The organism is Streptomyces sp. NPDC032472, assembly GCF_040636955.1.
Classification (GTDB): Bacteria; Actinomycetota; Actinomycetes; order Streptomycetales; family Streptomycetaceae; genus Streptomyces.
Map to the genome: position 1 here is coordinate 71640 of NZ_JBEZVK010000004.1, position 14517 is coordinate 86156.

Annotated in this window: 16 protein-coding genes; 9 read left to right on the forward strand and 7 right to left on the reverse strand. The window is 73.5% G+C overall.

Going from position 1 to position 14517, the window contains the following annotated elements:
- Positions 1–5 precede the first annotated feature (5 nt).
- Together AB0F11_RS03585 and AB0F11_RS03590 are read left to right on the forward strand one after the other, a co-directional pair.
- Entirely contained in the window at positions 6–1049 is a 1044-nt protein-coding gene (locus AB0F11_RS03585) for an acyl-CoA dehydrogenase family protein (RefSeq protein WP_362167917.1), read from the forward strand.
- A 359-nt stretch (positions 1050–1408) separates the two neighbouring features.
- Positions 1409–1927, forward strand: coding sequence for an ATP-binding protein (locus AB0F11_RS03590; protein ID WP_362167920.1), 519 nt, complete (start codon positions 1409–1411; stop codon positions 1925–1927).
- A 168-nt stretch (positions 1928–2095) separates the two neighbouring features.
- On the opposite strand, the gene AB0F11_RS03595 is transcribed toward AB0F11_RS03590, so the two are convergent.
- From AB0F11_RS03595 to AB0F11_RS03615, 5 genes are all read right to left on the reverse strand, one after another.
- Positions 2096–2767, reverse strand: coding sequence for a response regulator transcription factor (locus AB0F11_RS03595; RefSeq protein WP_362167922.1), 672 nt, complete (start codon positions 2765–2767; stop codon positions 2096–2098).
- Positions 2764–3945, reverse strand: a complete 1182-nt coding sequence (locus AB0F11_RS03600) for a sensor histidine kinase (RefSeq protein ID WP_362167924.1) — start codon at positions 3943–3945, stop codon at positions 2764–2766. The genes AB0F11_RS03595 and AB0F11_RS03600 overlap by 4 nt, the downstream gene beginning before the upstream one ends.
- Positions 3946–3955: 10 nt before the next feature.
- Positions 3956–4393: a hypothetical protein gene (locus AB0F11_RS03605; protein ID WP_362167927.1), complete on the reverse strand. Its 438-nt coding sequence runs from the start codon at positions 4391–4393 to the stop codon at positions 3956–3958.
- Between the two features lie 237 nt (positions 4394–4630).
- A complete protein-coding gene (locus AB0F11_RS03610) occupies positions 4631–4831 on the reverse strand; it encodes a DUF397 domain-containing protein (RefSeq protein WP_362167929.1) in 201 nt (66 codons plus the stop codon).
- A gap of 11 nt (positions 4832–4842) precedes the next feature.
- Entirely contained in the window at positions 4843–5697 is an 855-nt protein-coding gene (locus AB0F11_RS03615; RefSeq protein WP_362167932.1) for a helix-turn-helix transcriptional regulator, read from the reverse strand.
- A gap of 264 nt (positions 5698–5961) precedes the next feature.
- On the opposite strand from AB0F11_RS03615, the gene AB0F11_RS03620 reads away from it, so the two are divergent.
- Positions 5962–6360 carry an ATP-binding protein gene (locus tag AB0F11_RS03620; RefSeq protein WP_362167934.1) on the forward strand — a complete coding sequence of 133 codons (399 nt, stop codon included), beginning with the start codon at positions 5962–5964 and terminating at the stop codon, positions 6358–6360.
- Between the two features lie 109 nt (positions 6361–6469).
- Positions 6470–7006 (forward strand): hypothetical protein, encoded by a 537-nt coding sequence (locus tag AB0F11_RS03625; protein WP_362167937.1) that lies wholly within the window; start codon positions 6470–6472, stop codon positions 7004–7006.
- On the opposite strand, the gene AB0F11_RS03630 is transcribed toward AB0F11_RS03625, so the two are convergent.
- Complete coding sequence (locus AB0F11_RS03630) at positions 6925–7851, reverse strand: cyclase family protein (RefSeq protein WP_362168194.1); 927 nt, start codon at positions 7849–7851, stop codon at positions 6925–6927. The two genes, AB0F11_RS03625 and AB0F11_RS03630, sit on opposite strands and share 82 nt — an antisense overlap.
- A 115-nt stretch (positions 7852–7966) precedes the next feature.
- On the opposite strand from AB0F11_RS03630, the gene AB0F11_RS03635 reads away from it, so the two are divergent.
- From AB0F11_RS03635 to AB0F11_RS03645, 3 genes are read left to right on the forward strand one after another with little or no spacing between them, the layout of a single operon-like run.
- Positions 7967–8941: an SDR family oxidoreductase gene (locus tag AB0F11_RS03635; RefSeq protein ID WP_362167939.1), complete on the forward strand. Its 975-nt coding sequence runs from the start codon at positions 7967–7969 to the stop codon at positions 8939–8941.
- Between the two features lie 15 nt (positions 8942–8956).
- Positions 8957–10180 carry an acyl-CoA dehydrogenase family protein gene (locus AB0F11_RS03640; RefSeq protein WP_362167941.1) on the forward strand — a complete coding sequence of 408 codons (1224 nt, stop codon included), beginning with the start codon at positions 8957–8959 and terminating at the stop codon, positions 10178–10180.
- On the forward strand, positions 10177–11244 hold the full coding sequence (locus AB0F11_RS03645) for a Zn-dependent alcohol dehydrogenase (RefSeq protein ID WP_362167944.1): 1068 nt from the start codon (positions 10177–10179) through the stop codon (positions 11242–11244). The genes AB0F11_RS03640 and AB0F11_RS03645 overlap by 4 nt, the downstream gene beginning before the upstream one ends.
- A 576-nt stretch (positions 11245–11820) precedes the next feature.
- Here the strand turns inward: AB0F11_RS03645 and AB0F11_RS03650 are convergent.
- A complete protein-coding gene (locus AB0F11_RS03650) occupies positions 11821–12447 on the reverse strand; it encodes a flavin reductase family protein (protein ID WP_362167946.1) in 627 nt (208 codons plus the stop codon).
- A gap of 158 nt (positions 12448–12605) precedes the next feature.
- Here AB0F11_RS03650 and AB0F11_RS03655 point away from each other — a divergent pair, with 158 nt between their 5' ends.
- Together AB0F11_RS03655 and AB0F11_RS03660 are read left to right on the forward strand one after the other, a co-directional pair.
- Positions 12606–13511, forward strand: a complete 906-nt coding sequence (locus AB0F11_RS03655; protein ID WP_362167948.1) for a hypothetical protein — start codon at positions 12606–12608, stop codon at positions 13509–13511.
- A 196-nt stretch (positions 13512–13707) separates the two neighbouring features.
- Positions 13708–14502 carry a VOC family protein gene (locus AB0F11_RS03660; RefSeq protein ID WP_362167951.1) on the forward strand — a complete coding sequence of 265 codons (795 nt, stop codon included), beginning with the start codon at positions 13708–13710 and terminating at the stop codon, positions 14500–14502.
- The last annotated feature ends 15 nt before the right edge of the window (positions 14503–14517 follow it).

A 14517-nucleotide genomic window follows, 5' to 3' on the forward strand; every position in this document is an offset into this window, starting at 1 on the left:
GGGCCGTGGACTTCCAGCCGACCGAGGAGCAGCGGGACCTGCGGGCGGGCGTACGGGAGCTGCTGGCGCGGCGGTATGGGCGCGAGGCGCTGCGGGCGGCCGTGGACCGCGGGACCGCGGTCGACCGGGACCTGTGGCGGGAGCTCGGCGAGGCAGGCTTCTTCGCGCTGCGGCTGCCGGAGGCGGACGGCGGGGTCGGGCTCGGCCTCGCGGAGGCGGTGCTCGTCTTCGAGGAGGCGGGTCGGGCGCTGCTGCCGGGGCCGCTGGTCGCCACGCACCTGGCGGCCGGGCTGGTCCCGGGAGCCGCCGCGGGCACCACCGTGGTGACCGCGTGCGACCTCGACGGGCTCGACGGGCTCGACGGGCACGAGGGGTACGACGGGCCGCTGGTGGCCCACCTCGGGGAGGCGGACGCGGTGCTCGGAACGGCTGCCGGGGCGGGCAGCGGGCCGGGGGCCGGTGCGGCGCAGCCGGCTTCGGCGTTGCTCCATTCGGGTGAGCCGGTGCCCTCGGCGGACCCGCTGACCCCGCTGCACCGGCTGCCCGCGCGGCAGGTCCTGCCGGACCCGGGCCCGTACCGCGACGAGGGCGCGCTGCTCACGGCCGCGCTCCAGGTCGGCAGCGCGCTGCGCACGGTGGAGCTGGCGGTGCGGTACGCGAAGGAGCGAGAGCAGTTCGGGCAGCCGATCGGGGCGTTCCAGGCGGTCAAGCACCTGTGCGCGGGGATGCTGGTGCGGGCCGAGGTGGCCCGTACGGCGGTCTACGCGGCGGCGGTCGCGGCGGATGCGGTGTCCGGGGCGGCAGCGTCCGGGCTGGGGGCCACCGCGCAGGTCGCGGCGGAGATCGCGGGCGCGAAGCTGCTCGCCGACGAGGCGGCGGTGCGCGGCGCCCGGGATTGCCTCCAGGTGTACGGGGGCATGGGTTTCACCTGGGAGGCCGATGTGCACCTGCACCTGAAGCGGGCGTGGGTGCGGGCCGAGCAGTGGCGGACGGCCGCGCAGGCGCAGGAGGCGCTGGCGGCGGAGCTGCTGGCCACGGCGGCGCCGTAGCGCCGTGCCGTCGCATGATGTGGCGCAATGTCGTAGCAGGCTGTGACGAGGGGGGCACGGGTGGGACGAGGCGGGACGCATGTCCGATTACAGAGAGTTGATATCGATTTGTGTCCTCCGCCCGGCGCCGGGCGCCCCGGAGAGAGAGGGGCTGCTCCGGTACGCTCCCGGGAATGCGAGCGGTAGCGCGGCGTGAGCGTCGCACAGTATGCACCATGCCTACTCCTTCGCGCTGGAATATGCCCGAAGCGCTTGTTGTGGTGACTGTATGTCAACCATGCTGCTCGGCAAGGGGATCACAATCGGTGATCCCGTCCTGTCGCGAGGCGAAGTGTCCGCCGGTTCGGATGGTGTGAGCGGTGCAGGTGCTTCAGGTGCAGCTGGAGGTAGGCCCGGATCCCGCCGAGGTCGGCCGGGCCCGCAGATGGGCGCGGTCCCGGCTGGCGGGGTGCGGCATAGGGGACGACTCGCCGCTCGCCGAGACCCTGATCCTGCTGATCTCGGAACTCGTCACCAACGCGGTCGTGCACACCGGCTGTCCGGCCGTGCTGCGGATGCTGTTCGGCGAGCCCGGCGTGCGCGTCGAGGTCGCCGACACCAGCGACCGGGCCCCCGCCCGGCGGCAGGCCGCGGGCGACGAGACCAACGGGCGCGGCCTGGAGCTCGTCGACGGGCTCGCCGACCGCTGGGGCTGGCAGCGCGAGGGTGTGGGCAAGCACATCTGGTGCGAGGTCGACCGCCCCGACAAGCCCGGGGGCGGCGCACCGGACGGCTCTCCGGTCAGCCCTGCGGGCGGCTCGGCGGTCGGCCCTGCGGGCGGCTCGGAGCGGTCCCGCGAAACATATGGGTCGATCCGGGAACCGCGCGTGTACCTCTAACGAGGTGTTGACGGTTCGTCAACTGTTGATCACCCTTGTGTTGAGCGATTCGTCGCGAGGGGACGCCAAGGGCAGACCTTGACGAGTGCGGGTCGTGGGGTGGCGGCTGCCGTGCCGCGCTCGGGGCGTGCGCGACTGTACGCCGCCACCCGCTGGACCACGCCGCCGTCACCGGGGCGGCGTGACCAGCCCCATCTCGTACGCCTTGATCACCAGTTGCACCCGGTCCCGCGCGTCGAGCTTCGTCAGCAGCCGCGCCACGTGCGATTTCGCCGTCGCCACCGAGATGAACAGGTCCTGGGCTATCTCGCCGTTCGACCGGCCGCGGCCCACCAGCGTCAGCACCTCCTGTTCCCGCTCGGTGATGGCCGGCACCCGCGCGGCCGCGGGCGGCGGCCCGGAGACGAAGTCCGCGATCAGGCGGCGCGTGACCCCGGGCGCGATGAGCGCGTCGCCGGCGGCGACCACGCGGACCGCCGCGAGGAGGTCGTCCAGCGCCATGTCCTTCACGGCGAACCCGCTCGCGCCGGCGCGCAGCGCCCCGTAGACGTACTCGTCCTCGTCGAAGGTGGTGAGAACGAGGACCCGGGCGGGGGAGGCGGGGGCGGCTCCGGTCCCGGTGATCCGGCGGGTGGCCTCGATGCCGTCCATCTCCGGCATCCGGATGTCCATCACCACCACGTCCGGCGCGAGCTCTGCGGCGAGCCGGACCGCCTCGGCGCCGTTCGCCGCCTCCCCGACGACCTCCAGGTCCGCGGTGTCCTCCATCAGGACCCGCAGCCCCGACCGCACCAGCGGCTGGTCGTCGGCGAGCAGGACCCGGATGCGGCCGCTGCTCATCGCACATCCTCCGGGTCTTCCCCGTCGACCGGCAGGCCGGCCGCCACCCGGAACCCGCCTCCGGCCAAGGGCCCGGCCTCCAGTCGGCCGCCGAGCAGCTCGGCGCGCTCGCGCATCCCGGTGATGCCGAAGCCGCTGCCGGGGCCGGCGGGGCCGGGTCCCCGTCCGTCATCGGTGATCTCCAGCGCCAGTTCCGAGTCCCCGTATGCGACCTCCACGCGGCAGCGGCCCGCCCCGGCGTGGCGTACGACGTTGGTCAGGGCCTCCTGCACGATCCGGTACGCGGCCAGCTCGATCTCCTGCGGCAGCGGTCGCGGGCTGCCGGACCACACCAGCTCCACGTGCACGCCGGTGTCCTCGGCGGTGGCTGCGACGAGCCGGTCGAGGCCGTCGAGGCCGGGGGTCGGCGCGAGGGCGGCGGGTTCGCTGCGGCGCAGGCCCACCAGGGTCCGGCGCAGGCTCGCCAGGGTCTCCCGGCTGGTGGCCTCGATGGCCTGGAGGGACTCGCGGGCCCGCTCGGGCTGCTTGCCGATGACGCGGCTGCCGACGCCGGCCTGGATGGCGATGACGCCGATGCTGTGGGCGACCATGTCGTGCAGCTCGCGGGCGATGCGCAGGCGTTCGTCGGCGAGGGCCTGCTCGGTGGCGCGGGCGTGCGCCTGCGCGGCGGACTCGCGGCTGCGGCGTACGGAGTCCCCGATGAGCCAGGCCGCCACGACGATCGGCAGCTGGCTCTGGCTGAGCACGACCTCCGGACCGCCGTGCGCGGGCAGGGCGAACTGGCCGGTGATCAGGATCAGGGCCGTGGCCGCGGCGGCGAGGGCCGCCGTCCTGCGGGGCCAGGTCACGGCGACCTGTCCGAGCGCGGCGGCGGCGGGCACCACTGCGGCGGTCGTCAGCCCGGGGCTGTGGGAGAGGAAGAGCACGAAGGTGCCGTTGAGCAGCATCAGGCCGAGCGTCGTCAGCGGTGCCCGGCGCAGCAGCACGGCGGCGAGCAGGATCCCGAGGACGGCCAGGACGGGTCCGGGCTGGGTGATCTGTCCCCCGAAGCCGAGGGGGACGCGGGCGGTGAGCTGGGTGAGCAGCAGGGCGGTGAGCCCGGCGCCGACCCAGAGCGCCGTGGTCTGCAGGCGATGAGCGGTGGGCCGCCGCGCGACGGCCCCTGATGAGGTGTCCATGCCGTCGACCCTAGTGACGGCCCCGGCCGCGGACATCGGCCTCCGGGCTGCATCCCGCGGGCTGAATCCCGAGGTACCGCACGGGCAGCACCCGCCACTCGGCCCGCAGCCCGCTCCGCAGCATGATCCCGAAGCCGGCGGGCTCCCCGCGGTGCAGGGCCGCCAGGGCGTGGACCCGCCCCTCCCCACCGGCCCAGGCGAGCGCCCGCTCGACCTCGGCCGGGCTGAGCGCGAAGGGGTGGGTGGTCCGGATCTGGATCCGGACCAGCCGCACGGCCTCCTCGGGCGTGGCGAGCATGACCCGGTCCAGCAGCTCGGGAGCGGTGGTGTAGGCGTCCTTGAAGCACACCGCCTCGAACCAGTACCCGGTGCGGATGGCTGCCTTGCAGTCCCGTCGTGTGGGCGACGTGGCCCCCTCCGGGGGCGTGGATGGTTCCGGCCGGGGCATGGTTGCCCTCCTGTGGCTGGGGTGCAGTGGCGCAGGGCTGCACGCCAGTCAGGCGCAACTGCCGGGCAGCCCAAGCGGTTTACGACAGCCGAGCCGAGCTCGGTGACGCATTGCGACGGTATCGCTACGCGAGGCGCTGTGGCAAGTGTGCACCGGTGCATGTATGCCCCGCCACCGCCGATGCGAATGCCCCCGCCGAGGGCGGGGGCATGGGAGTGGCGGTCGCCGTCCGGGCGGTCAGCTCGCGAAGTGGTCGAACTCGCCCGCCTTGACGCCTCGGATGAATGCGGCGAGCTTGGCCGGGCTGGTGGTGATGACCAGGCTTGGATCGTCGCTCTCGCGCATCACGATGCTGCCGGCTTCCCGGCCGACCTCGATGCAGTTTTCGCCGTTGCCTCCGGAGAAGGAGGACTTCTGCCAACTGATGGGTGTGCTCATGCCGCTGTCTCTCACAGTTCTCGTGCGATGTGGTGGATGATCTGGCGGGACCCTTCCGGGTCGAGAGCCGCTTTCTCCGCGATCTCGAACAGCGTGCGGTATTTCCGCAGATCGGCGTCGGCGTCGAGGAACCGGCCCCCGAACGCGCTGTCGATCTGCACGGTGTCCAGCTGGGGGACGACGCCGTGCGCATAGAGGACGGGCTGGGTCACCTCGATGAAGTCCTCGCTGGTGAACGGGATCACGCGAATCGACAGCGTGGGTCGCGTGGACAGCTTCAGCAGGTGCTCCAGCTGCTCGCGCGCGACATCGCGCCCGCCGAAGCGCATGCGCAGCGCGGCCTCGTGGATGATGGCGTCGAACGGGGGCGGGTTCGGCCGGTCGAGGAGGGCGGCTCGCTTCATGCGGAACTCGACGCGGTCCTCGACTTCGCCGGCCGGAAGCTTCGGCGTGACGCCTGAAAACAACGCGCGGGCGTAGTTCTCCGTCTGGAAGAGGCCGGGCAGGGTCATGCTCTGCATGGATCGAAGTGCTATCGCATGGTGCTCGAGTTCACCGATGTCGAGGAAGCCCGGGGCAAGGATGCCCCGATATTCGTCAAACCAGTACTGCCCACGATGCTCCCTGGCGATGGTGCACAGGGCATCGATGAGGGCGTCGTCGTCGCAGGAGTAGAAGGTTGCGAGTCGCCGGATGCGCTCCTCGCTGACGCCGAGGCGACCGGCTTCGATGTGGCTGATCTTTGCTTGGTCGACCGACAACAGGCCGGCGGCTTGCCTGGCGGTCGCGCCCGCGGCCTCGCGCAGCTTCCGCAACTCGGTACCGAGTCGCGCCTGGCGTGCAGTCGGGTTGTCCCTCGGCGGCATGTGTCCCTTCCCCTTGTCTGACACGAGTCTGCCGGTATCCCCGGCGCGGGTCCACCGGCGTCCGCCGACATGACGAACAAGGTTGCACCGGTGCATAGTTGCACCCTATGGTCCGAGGTGCACCGCATCGAGCGCCAGTAGGGCCGAAGTGCAGCCGCTGAACCGCGCCTTGAGACGGCGCGTGTCACCCTGGGGGCGGCCAGAGCCACGGCACATGACGGGCGACGGCGGCGCGCGTACTCGTACCGCGTTGGGAGAACAACGATGGCAACGACGAACACCTACCGCTTCACCGCACCCAGCCGGGCCGACACCCCCCGGCTCGCGCGCGAATGGGTCGCCCTGGTCCTCCAGGCGGCCGGGCTCGCCCACCTCGTGGACCGGGCACGGCTGTGCACCTCGGAGGTGGTGACCAACGCCCACGTGCACACCCGCAGCAGGCGGATCTCGGTCGAGGTGGCGCTGGCCACGGGCAGCCCCGTCACGGTGACGGTCTACGACCAGGCCCCGGCCGTGGCGGCGACCCTGGCGGCCATAAGCGGGACACCGGCAGGCGACCTGGCCACCCATGGCCGCGGCCTCGGCCTCCTCGCGGCGTACGCCGACGACTGGGCCGTCACCGCCCGCCCGGGGCGCAAGGCGGTGTGGTTCCGGCTGGCGTGAGGCGGGCGGGGTTCCTCACCCGTGCGGGGGAGGGAGTTCGTGCGAGCGGCGGAGGCGGCCCGGCCGCCGTACGTCGCAGGATGAACCCATGCCCCGAAGCCGAACCCGAATGTCGCACAGGGTCGCCGCCGTCACCGCCTGTCTCGGCGCCCTCGCCTACACCGTCAGCAAGGTGGACCTGGCGAGGGACGGCGAGCTCGGCATGCCGGGCTTCCCCGCGCCGGCCGAGTCCTACGGTGCGGTCGCCGACGTCGCCACCGCCCAACTGGCCAACGCGGCCCTCGGGCTGCTGATGGCCGTCGTGGCGCTGGTTCTCCTCCGCCTCCCGCGAACCCGGCTCGTGCGGTGGCCGGTGCTCGCCGCCTCCTGGGTCGGTATTGCGATGGTCGGCGCCGGTGTCCTCGGCTTCGGTGCTCGCGCCGCGGGTCTGGCGCCGGGGTTGGGTCCGACCCCGCCCCATCTGCGCACGGCGCTGGCGGCCCTGCTCGTCGGCGCGGTATGGGCGGCGGCCTGGACGGTGGCCGCGGTCGCCGCCGTCCGCGGTGGCCGCGGCGGCCGCGCCGGTCAGAGGACGGCGACCGGGGCGACCGGGGTGCCGACCGCGCCGACGAAGGGCTCCGGCATGGCCGAGAGCAGGAAGGTGTAGCGGGACTCTTCTGCACAGGCTGTGGACAAGTTCTCGAGGTTCCAGTTCTGGCCCTGGAGCATGCCCATCTCCACCAGGTCCAGCGCGTGCACCGGCAGCCACAGGTCGTCGATCTCCGGCGGGAAGATCTCGAAGGTCAGGGTGTCGTTGGCGACGGCGGCCACGTCCCGGGCGTGGAACCACTGCGGGGTGCGCACGGACAGCCCGGGCGAGGGAAAGCCGTAGCCGTGCTTGTCGCCGGCCAGGTACAGCCGGACCTGGCCGGTGCGGACCAGCACGATGTCCCCCGCCCGCACCGCGACCCCGGCGAACTCCTCGGCCTCGGCCAGGTCCTCCGGGGTCACCGCGTGCCCGCCCGGCAGCCGGTCCAGGCCCTTGGCGCGGGCCACGTCCAGCAGCACCCCGCGGGAGACGACCGGCCCGGCCTTGTCGATGCCGCTGAACTCGGCCCGCCCGTGGGCGGTGACGGTGCCGGCGGGGCGGCCGTTGTAGATGCGGCCGGAGTGCGAGACGTGGGTGAGGGCGTCCCAGTGGGTGCCGGCCTGGAGCCCCATCGTCACCGCGTCGTCGCTGCAGGCCACGCCGCCCGGCCCGAACAGCTCCTGGTTGATCTGCACCATCGTGTGCAGCGGGTTGATGCGGCCCGGGATCAGGCCCGCCTGTACGCCGTCCTCCTTGAGCGGGAGGGCGAGCGGGATGCGGCGCCCGGTGCGGACCTCGGCGGCTGCGGCCCGTACGACCTCGTCGGTGATCAGGTTCAGGGTGCCGATCTCGTCGCCGGCACCCCAGCGCCCCCAGTTGTTGACGCGCTTGGCGATGTCGTGGAACGCGGCGGGCAGGGCCATGGTCCTCATCAGCTCCTTGCGATGCGGGGACGCGTGCCCGTCAGGGGCTTGTGCGGCGGCGTCCGGCTGCCCATAAAATCTAACGTTCCGTCAGAAACCGCGGGAAGGGGTCGGCGTGGGGAACTTCTTGGCAGGCAAGGTCGTGGCCGTCACCGGCGCGGGCCGCGGCATCGGCCGCGCCGTCGCACTCGCCGCCGCAGCCGAGGGAGCCAGGGTCGTCGTCAACGACTACGGCGTCGGCATCGAGGGCGGCGCACCGACCAGCGAGATAGCCGAGGCCGTCGTGAAGGAGATCCTGGCCGCCGGCGGCGAGGCCGTCGCCGTCGCCGACGACATCTCCACCATGGAGGGCGGCCAGCGCGTCGTCGACACCGCGCTCACCCGCTACGGCCGCATCGACGGCGTCGTCTGCGTCGCCGGCATCCTGCGCGAGCGGATGCTGTTCAACATGTCCGAGCAGGAGTGGGACCCGGTCCTCGCCACCCACCTCAAGGGCACCTTCACCGTCTTCCGCGCCGCCTCCGCCGTCATGCGCCGCCAGGGCTCCGGCACCCTCATCGGCTTCACCAGCGGCAACCACCAGGGCTCCGTCGCCCAGGCCAACTACAGCGCCGCCAAGGGCGGGATCATCTCCCTCGTCCGCTCCGCCGCTCTCGGCCTGCACAAGTACGGGGTCACCGCCAACGCCGTCGCGCCCGTCGCCCGTACCCGCATGTCCGCGAACGTCCCCATGGAGCTCAAGGAGATCGGCGAACCCGAGGACGTCGCCGCCCTCGTCACCTACCTCCTCAGCGACAAGGCCGTCGCCGTCGGCGGCGAGCGCATCACCGGGCAGGTCTACACGATCGCCGGACCCAAGATCGCCGTCTGGGCGCAGCCGCGCGAGCTGCGCGCCGGCTACGCCGAGGGAGCCTGGACCCCCGAGAAGATCGCCGATTTCCTGCCCGGGACGGTCGGTACCGACCCGATGCCGATGCTCGTGCAGCTGGAGGCCATGGCCAGGGCCGCGGCCGCCAAGGAGCGGCCGAACGCCCGCAACACCCCCGCCGCCGCCGAGGCCGGCAACACCCCCGCCGCCGGCAACGCCTAGAAGGGGCCGCGCACCGTGGACTTCAGCTTCGGGGTCGAGGACGAGGAACTGCGCGTACGGGCCCGCGCCTGGCTCGCCGGGCACCTCGGGGCCGACGGCCCGTACGCCGGGGCGGTCGGCCTCGGCGGGCCCGGCAGCGAGCACGAGGGCGTGGCGGCCCGCCGCGCCTGGGAGCGCGAACTGGGCCGCGGCGGCTGGATCGGCCAGGGCTGGGAGGTGCCGGCCGGGGCGTACGGGCAGCAGCGGCTCTCCCTGACCGGACAGGTCGTCTGGGCCGAGGAGTACGCGGCGCTGCGCGCCCCCGGCCGGGTCGGCCACATCGGCGAGAACCTCCTCGCCCCGACGCTGATCGCGTACGGCAGCCGCGAGCAGCAGGACCGCTTCCTGCCGGGCATCGCGCGCGGCGAGGAGCTGTGGTGCCAGGGCTACAGCGAGCCCGGCGCCGGCTCCGACCTCGCGGCCGTGCGGACCGCGGCCGTACGGGACGGTGCCGACGGGCGGCTGCGCGTCACCGGGCAGAAGATCTGGACCTCGCTGGCGCGCGAGGCGGACTGGTGCTTCGTCCTGGCCCGGACCGAGGCCGGTTCGCGCCGGCACCGCGGGCTGTCGTTCCTGCTCGTACGGATGGACCAGCCGGGGCGGGTCGAGGTCCGGCCCATCCGGCAGATGTCGGGGACTGCAGAGTTCAACGCGGTCTTCTTCGACGGGGCCGTCGCCGCGGAGGTCGTGGGCGGCGAGGGCAACGGCTGGGCGGTGGCCATGGGCCTGCTCGGCCTGGAGCGCGGAGTGTCCACGCTCGTCCAGCAGATCGGCTTCGCGGCCGAACTGGAACGCGTCCTGGCCGACTACGCCGACGGTGCGGGGTACGGCGGGGCGGACCCGGTGCTGCGGGACCGGCTCGTACGGCAGTGGGCCGAACTGCGCACGATGCGCTGGAACGCGCTGCGCACGCTGGGCAGCGCATCCGGATCCGACCCCGGGGCGCCGAGCGTGGCCAAGCTGCTGTGGGGCGGCTGGCACCGGCGGCTCGGCGAGCTGGCCGTCGCCGTCCGCGGCGCGGCGGGCGCGACCGGGCCGGCGGACTGGGCGCCCGACCTCCCGTACGAACGAGGCCTCGACGAGGCGCAGCGCCTGTTCCTGTTCACCCGGGCCGACACGATCTACGGCGGTTCGGACGAGATCCAGCGGAACATCATCGCCGAGCGCGTGCTCGGCCTGCCTAAGGAGAGCGGCCGGTGAGAGGCGTCGTGTTCGACGGCAAGCAGGTTGTGGTGGTCGACGATCTGGAGATCGGGGACCCCGGGCCGGGGGAGGTGCTGGTCGCGATCCGCGCGGCCGGGGTGTGCCACAGCGACCTGTCGGTCGTGGACGGGACGATCCCGTTCCCGGTGCCGGTGGTGCTCGGGCACGAGGGGGCGGGGGTCGTCGAGGCGGTGGGGGCGGGGGTGACGCATGTGGCGCCGGGGGACCACGTGTCGCTGTCCACCCTGGCCAACTGCGGGGCCTGCGCGGACTGCGACCGGGGGCGGCCGACGATGTGCCGCAGGGCGATCGGGATGCCGGGGCAGCCGTTCTCGCGGGGCGGGAAGCCGCTGTTCCAGTTCGCTTCGAACTCCGCCTTCGCCGAGCGGACGATCGTCAAGGCCGTGCAGGCGGTGAAGATCCCGGACGACATCCCGATGGCCTCGGCGGCGCTGATCGGCTGCGGTGTCCTGACGGGGGTCGGGGCGGTGCTGAACCGGGCACGGGTCGACCGGGGCGAGTCGGTGGTGGTCATCGGCAGCGGCGGGATCGGGCTGAACGTGCTCCAGGGGGCGCGGATCGCGGGCGCGACGACGGTGGTGGCGGTGGACGCCAATCCGGCGAAGGAGGCGGTGGCCCGGCAGTTCGGGGCGACGCACTTCGTGGACGCGTCGGCCGTCCCCGATGCGGTGGCGGCGGTGAAGGAGATCCTCCCGACCGGCACCGACCACGCCTTCGAGTGCGTCGGCAACGTGCGGCTGATCCGCCAGGCCGTCGATCTGCTGGACCGGCACGGGCAGGCGGTGCTGCTGGGGGTGCCGGGGTTCAGGGAGGAGGCCGCGTTCCAGGTCTCCTCGATGTACCTGGACAAGACGATCATGGGCTGCCGTTACGGCTCTTCCCGTCCCCAGCGCGACATAGCCCTGTACGCGGAGCTGTACCGGCAGGGGAAGCTGCTGCTGGACGAGCTCGTGACGGAGGTCTACCCGGTGGAGGACTTCGCCAAGGCCGCCGAAGCCGCCCACGCGGGCCGCGTGGCCCGCAGCGTCCTCACCTTCTGACCCGGCCCGGCCGCCCTGGCCCCCTCGCCGGGCCTGGGCCGCTGCGGTCCCTTGGCGGGGGCCGGTCGTTTCGGCTCCCGCCCTCTGAGCCGGTTCGGCCATCCCAGCCGCGCCCGCTTTCGAAGCGAGGGTCCGGCAATTCCAGCCGCGCCCGCTTTCGAAGCGAGGGTCCGGCAGTTCCAGCCTCGCCGGCGTTTGAGGCGCGGGGTCTGGGGCGGAAAGCCCCAGGAAACCCGGCTCCGCCGGGAACCGGGTTCTGCCCGGACCCTCCCCCAGACTTCGTCCGGGGGGACCCCCACTCAAACGCCGGCGAGGCTGAGATTGCCGGTCCTCGGCTTCGGAGGTTGGGGCTGGTTCTGCCGGGGGCACAGCTCCGCCCCCGGCTTCGCAGCCAGTGGCGGCAGGCCAGTCTCGCCCTCGCTTTCGAAGCGGGAGCTGCGTACATCCAGCCTCGCCGGCGATTGAGGCGCGAGTCCGGGCGGAGCCCGCTGCCCGGCGGAGCCGGGTTGCTCCCCCAGCCACCGCTGGGAGGTGCCCCCAGGGCCGGGGCCGCGAAGGTCGGGCGGAGCCGCAGGGTCAGGTGTCGGACAGGCGGCCGAAGCGGCCCTTGTGGAACAGGAGGGGGCCCTCCTCCCCGGCGGCGCCAAGGGCCAGGACCCGCCCGACCACGATCAGGTGGTCCCCACCGGTGTGCACGGCGTGGATGCGGCAGTCGATCCAGGCCGGAACCCCGTCCAGTTGCGGGGACCTCGTCACGGGGGCCGGCCGGTGGCCCACCCCGGCGAACTTGTCGGCCCCGCTCACCGCGAACTGCCGGCACAGCTCCCCCTGCCCCGCCCCCAGGATGTTCACGCAGAACACCCCGGCGCGGGCGATCCGCGGCCAGCTGGTGGACGTACGGGCCACCATGAACGTGACCAGGGGCGGGTCGAGCGACAGCGAGGCGAAGGACTGGCAGGCGAAGCCGGCCGGGCCGTCCTCGCCCTCGGCGGCCGGGGCGGTGACCACGGTGACGCCGCTCGCGAAGTTCCCGAGCACGGCCCGGAACTCCGCAGGGCCGACGGGGGCGCGCTCGTCCTCGCCGACGGCCCGCAGGTCGGCGCGGGGCAGGGCCGAGGGCTCCGGCTCCACCGATCCGGGTGCCGCGGAGCCGACTGATCTCAGGTATCGGACGACGGTGGCCGCCATCCCTGCATGTCCCATCACACTCCCGATTGAAACTGACGGTGTGTCAGATGGGAAGGGGTGGGCGGCGCCTGCTTTCGCCCCCGGGTCAGACGTCTCTTGAACGTGTTCAAGAGGTCGGGTATGGTCCCGTCCCGAGGGGACTTGAACATGTTCAAGCAAGAGGGGGCAGTGGCATGGAGGAGGCGGAGAGAGCCGCCCGCGGCTTCGGGACGCGCGGAGCCGGGCCGGTGGCCGTGGCGCAGATCCTGCTCTGGTGGGTCATCGTCATCGCCACCTGGGACGACGGCGACTTCGGCGTCGCCTTCGGTTACGGCGAACCCGTCGACTACCTGCTCGTGGCCGTCATCGTCGGGTACGCGCAGGCCTGGCTGTTCGCCCTCCCCGTGGTGCAGCTCGCGCGGCTGTCGGCCCGGTTCACGGGGTGGCCGGCCGCCGTATGGGCGGTGCCCTGGGGGGTCGCGCTCGCGGCGGCGTACGCCCTGCCCGTGCTCCGGGCGCCCCTGCGGCCGTACGAGGACACCTGGTTCTGGATCGCGGTCTTCGGCGTGCTCCCGGTGGCGGCCGCGGGCCATGCCTACCGGCGGAACCTGTCGAGCCGGCGGATGCTCTGGCGTACGGCCTGCCGGGCCGGCGTCGCCCTGCCGGTGCTCCTCGTGGCAGCCGTCCTCATTGCCGAGGCCCGGATGCCGGTCTCGCCCGACCCGCGGCTCGGCCCGGCGGAGCCGCAGGCCGCTGCCGCTGCGCCGGCCGACCCGCAGCGACCGGCGGAGCCGCAGCGGTCCGACTTCGTCGGGACGTGGGCGGACGGGAAGGGTGCGCGCCTGCTGCTCCACGAGGGCGGAGAGGCGTCGGCCGAGGAACTGCCGCTGGAGCGCCCCGCGGAGGGGACGGCACGCTGCTCGGGAGGCGGCACGTGGACGTACCGGAAGGGGGCCGTGCAGGTCGACGTGCCCGGCTGCGAGGGGGCGTGGGCGGCACCCATGGTCTGGGCGGCCGGGGGCACCGCCGGGGAGCCGCTGCTGTCCCGGATGGTCAGGGATCCGGCGGGCTGGGAGAAGCGGGAGCTGCACAAGCGCTGAGCGGCGCGAGGGCGGGCGGGGCGGCGCGAGGGCGGGGCGGGGGCGGGGGCCCGCCCCCGGTGTTCCCCCGCGCGGGTGAAACCCCCGGGCGACCCGGATCCCGTACGCACGGCTGCTCGACCCGGCTCGGCATGGTGGCGGGGGACCGGCGTACGGCCGTACGCCGCCCGACCGCTGACATCCCGGGAGGACCCCCATGCTCGGCACCGACTTCCGTATCGGCTCACCCAACTGGCTCGACCTCGGCAGCCCCGACACCGACGCCGCGGCCGCCTTCTACGGCGCCGTCTTCGGCTGGAGCTTCGCCTCCGCCGGCCCGGAGGCGGGCGGGTACGGGTTCTTCCAGGCGGACGGCAAGACCGTCGCCGCGCTCGGGCCGCTCACCGAGGAGGGCGCGAAGTCGGCCTGGATGGTCCACTTCATGGCCAAGGACGCGCAGGCAACGGCCCAGGCGGTCAAGGACGGCGGCGGGAAGATCCGCACGGAGCCCATGGACGTCATGGGCGAGGGCTGGCTCACGCAGGCCACCGACCCGCAGGGCGCCGAGTTCGCGGTGTGGCAGCCCGGCAAGACCGCCGGGCTCGAACGCGCCTCGGAGGAGAACTCCCTGGTGTGGGCCGAGCTCCACGTGCCGGACCCGGTCGCGGCCACCGAGTTCTACAACGGCGTCTTCGGCTGGCGCAGCGAGGAGATGCAGGCGCCGGGGATGACGTACCGCGTCCTCAGCACCAAGGACGGCGACCAGAAGCAGGCCTCCTTCGGCGGCGTCGCGCCGATGGGCGATGGGGCGGGCGGCGGGGGCGTCGAACGGCCGCGCTGGGTGCCGTACTTCCACGTGGCGGACGTCGACGCCACCGTCTCGGCGGCGCAGGGTGCGGGCGGCTCGGTGATCATGCCGGCGGCGGACGTGCCGGACGTCGGCCGGATCGCCTGGGTGGCCGACCCGTTCGGTGCGGTGTTCGCGCTGCTGAAGCCGAGCGCTCGGATGTAGGGCTGGGCTTGGGGC

What these genes read in the sequence shown, in the direction of transcription:
- AB0F11_RS03595 (WP_362167922.1), bottom strand. Translation starts at nt 2,767, where the DNA reads ATGAGCAGCGGCCGCATCCGGGTCCTGCTCGCCGACGACCAGCCGCTG.
- AB0F11_RS03600 (WP_362167924.1), bottom strand. Translation starts at nt 3,945, where the DNA reads ATGGACACCTCATCAGGGGCCGTCGCGCGGCGGCCCACCGCTCATCGC.
- AB0F11_RS03605 (WP_362167927.1), bottom strand. Translation starts at nt 4,393, where the DNA reads ATGCCCCGGCCGGAACCATCCACGCCCCCGGAGGGGGCCACGTCGCCC.
- AB0F11_RS03610 (WP_362167929.1), bottom strand. Translation starts at nt 4,831, where the DNA reads ATGAGCACACCCATCAGTTGGCAGAAGTCCTCCTTCTCCGGAGGCAAC.
- AB0F11_RS03615 (WP_362167932.1), bottom strand. Translation starts at nt 5,697, where the DNA reads ATGCCGCCGAGGGACAACCCGACTGCACGCCAGGCGCGACTCGGTACC.
- AB0F11_RS03620 (WP_362167934.1), top strand. Translation starts at nt 5,962, where the DNA reads ATGGCAACGACGAACACCTACCGCTTCACCGCACCCAGCCGGGCCGAC.
- AB0F11_RS03625 (WP_362167937.1), top strand. Translation starts at nt 6,470, where the DNA reads ATGTCGCACAGGGTCGCCGCCGTCACCGCCTGTCTCGGCGCCCTCGCC.
- AB0F11_RS03630 (WP_362168194.1), bottom strand. Translation starts at nt 7,851, where the DNA reads ATGGCCCTGCCCGCCGCGTTCCACGACATCGCCAAGCGCGTCAACAAC.
- AB0F11_RS03650 (WP_362167946.1), bottom strand. Translation starts at nt 12,447, where the DNA reads ATGGGACATGCAGGGATGGCGGCCACCGTCGTCCGATACCTGAGATCA.
- AB0F11_RS03655 (WP_362167948.1), top strand. Translation starts at nt 12,606, where the DNA reads ATGGAGGAGGCGGAGAGAGCCGCCCGCGGCTTCGGGACGCGCGGAGCC.
- AB0F11_RS03660 (WP_362167951.1), top strand. Translation starts at nt 13,708, where the DNA reads ATGCTCGGCACCGACTTCCGTATCGGCTCACCCAACTGGCTCGACCTC.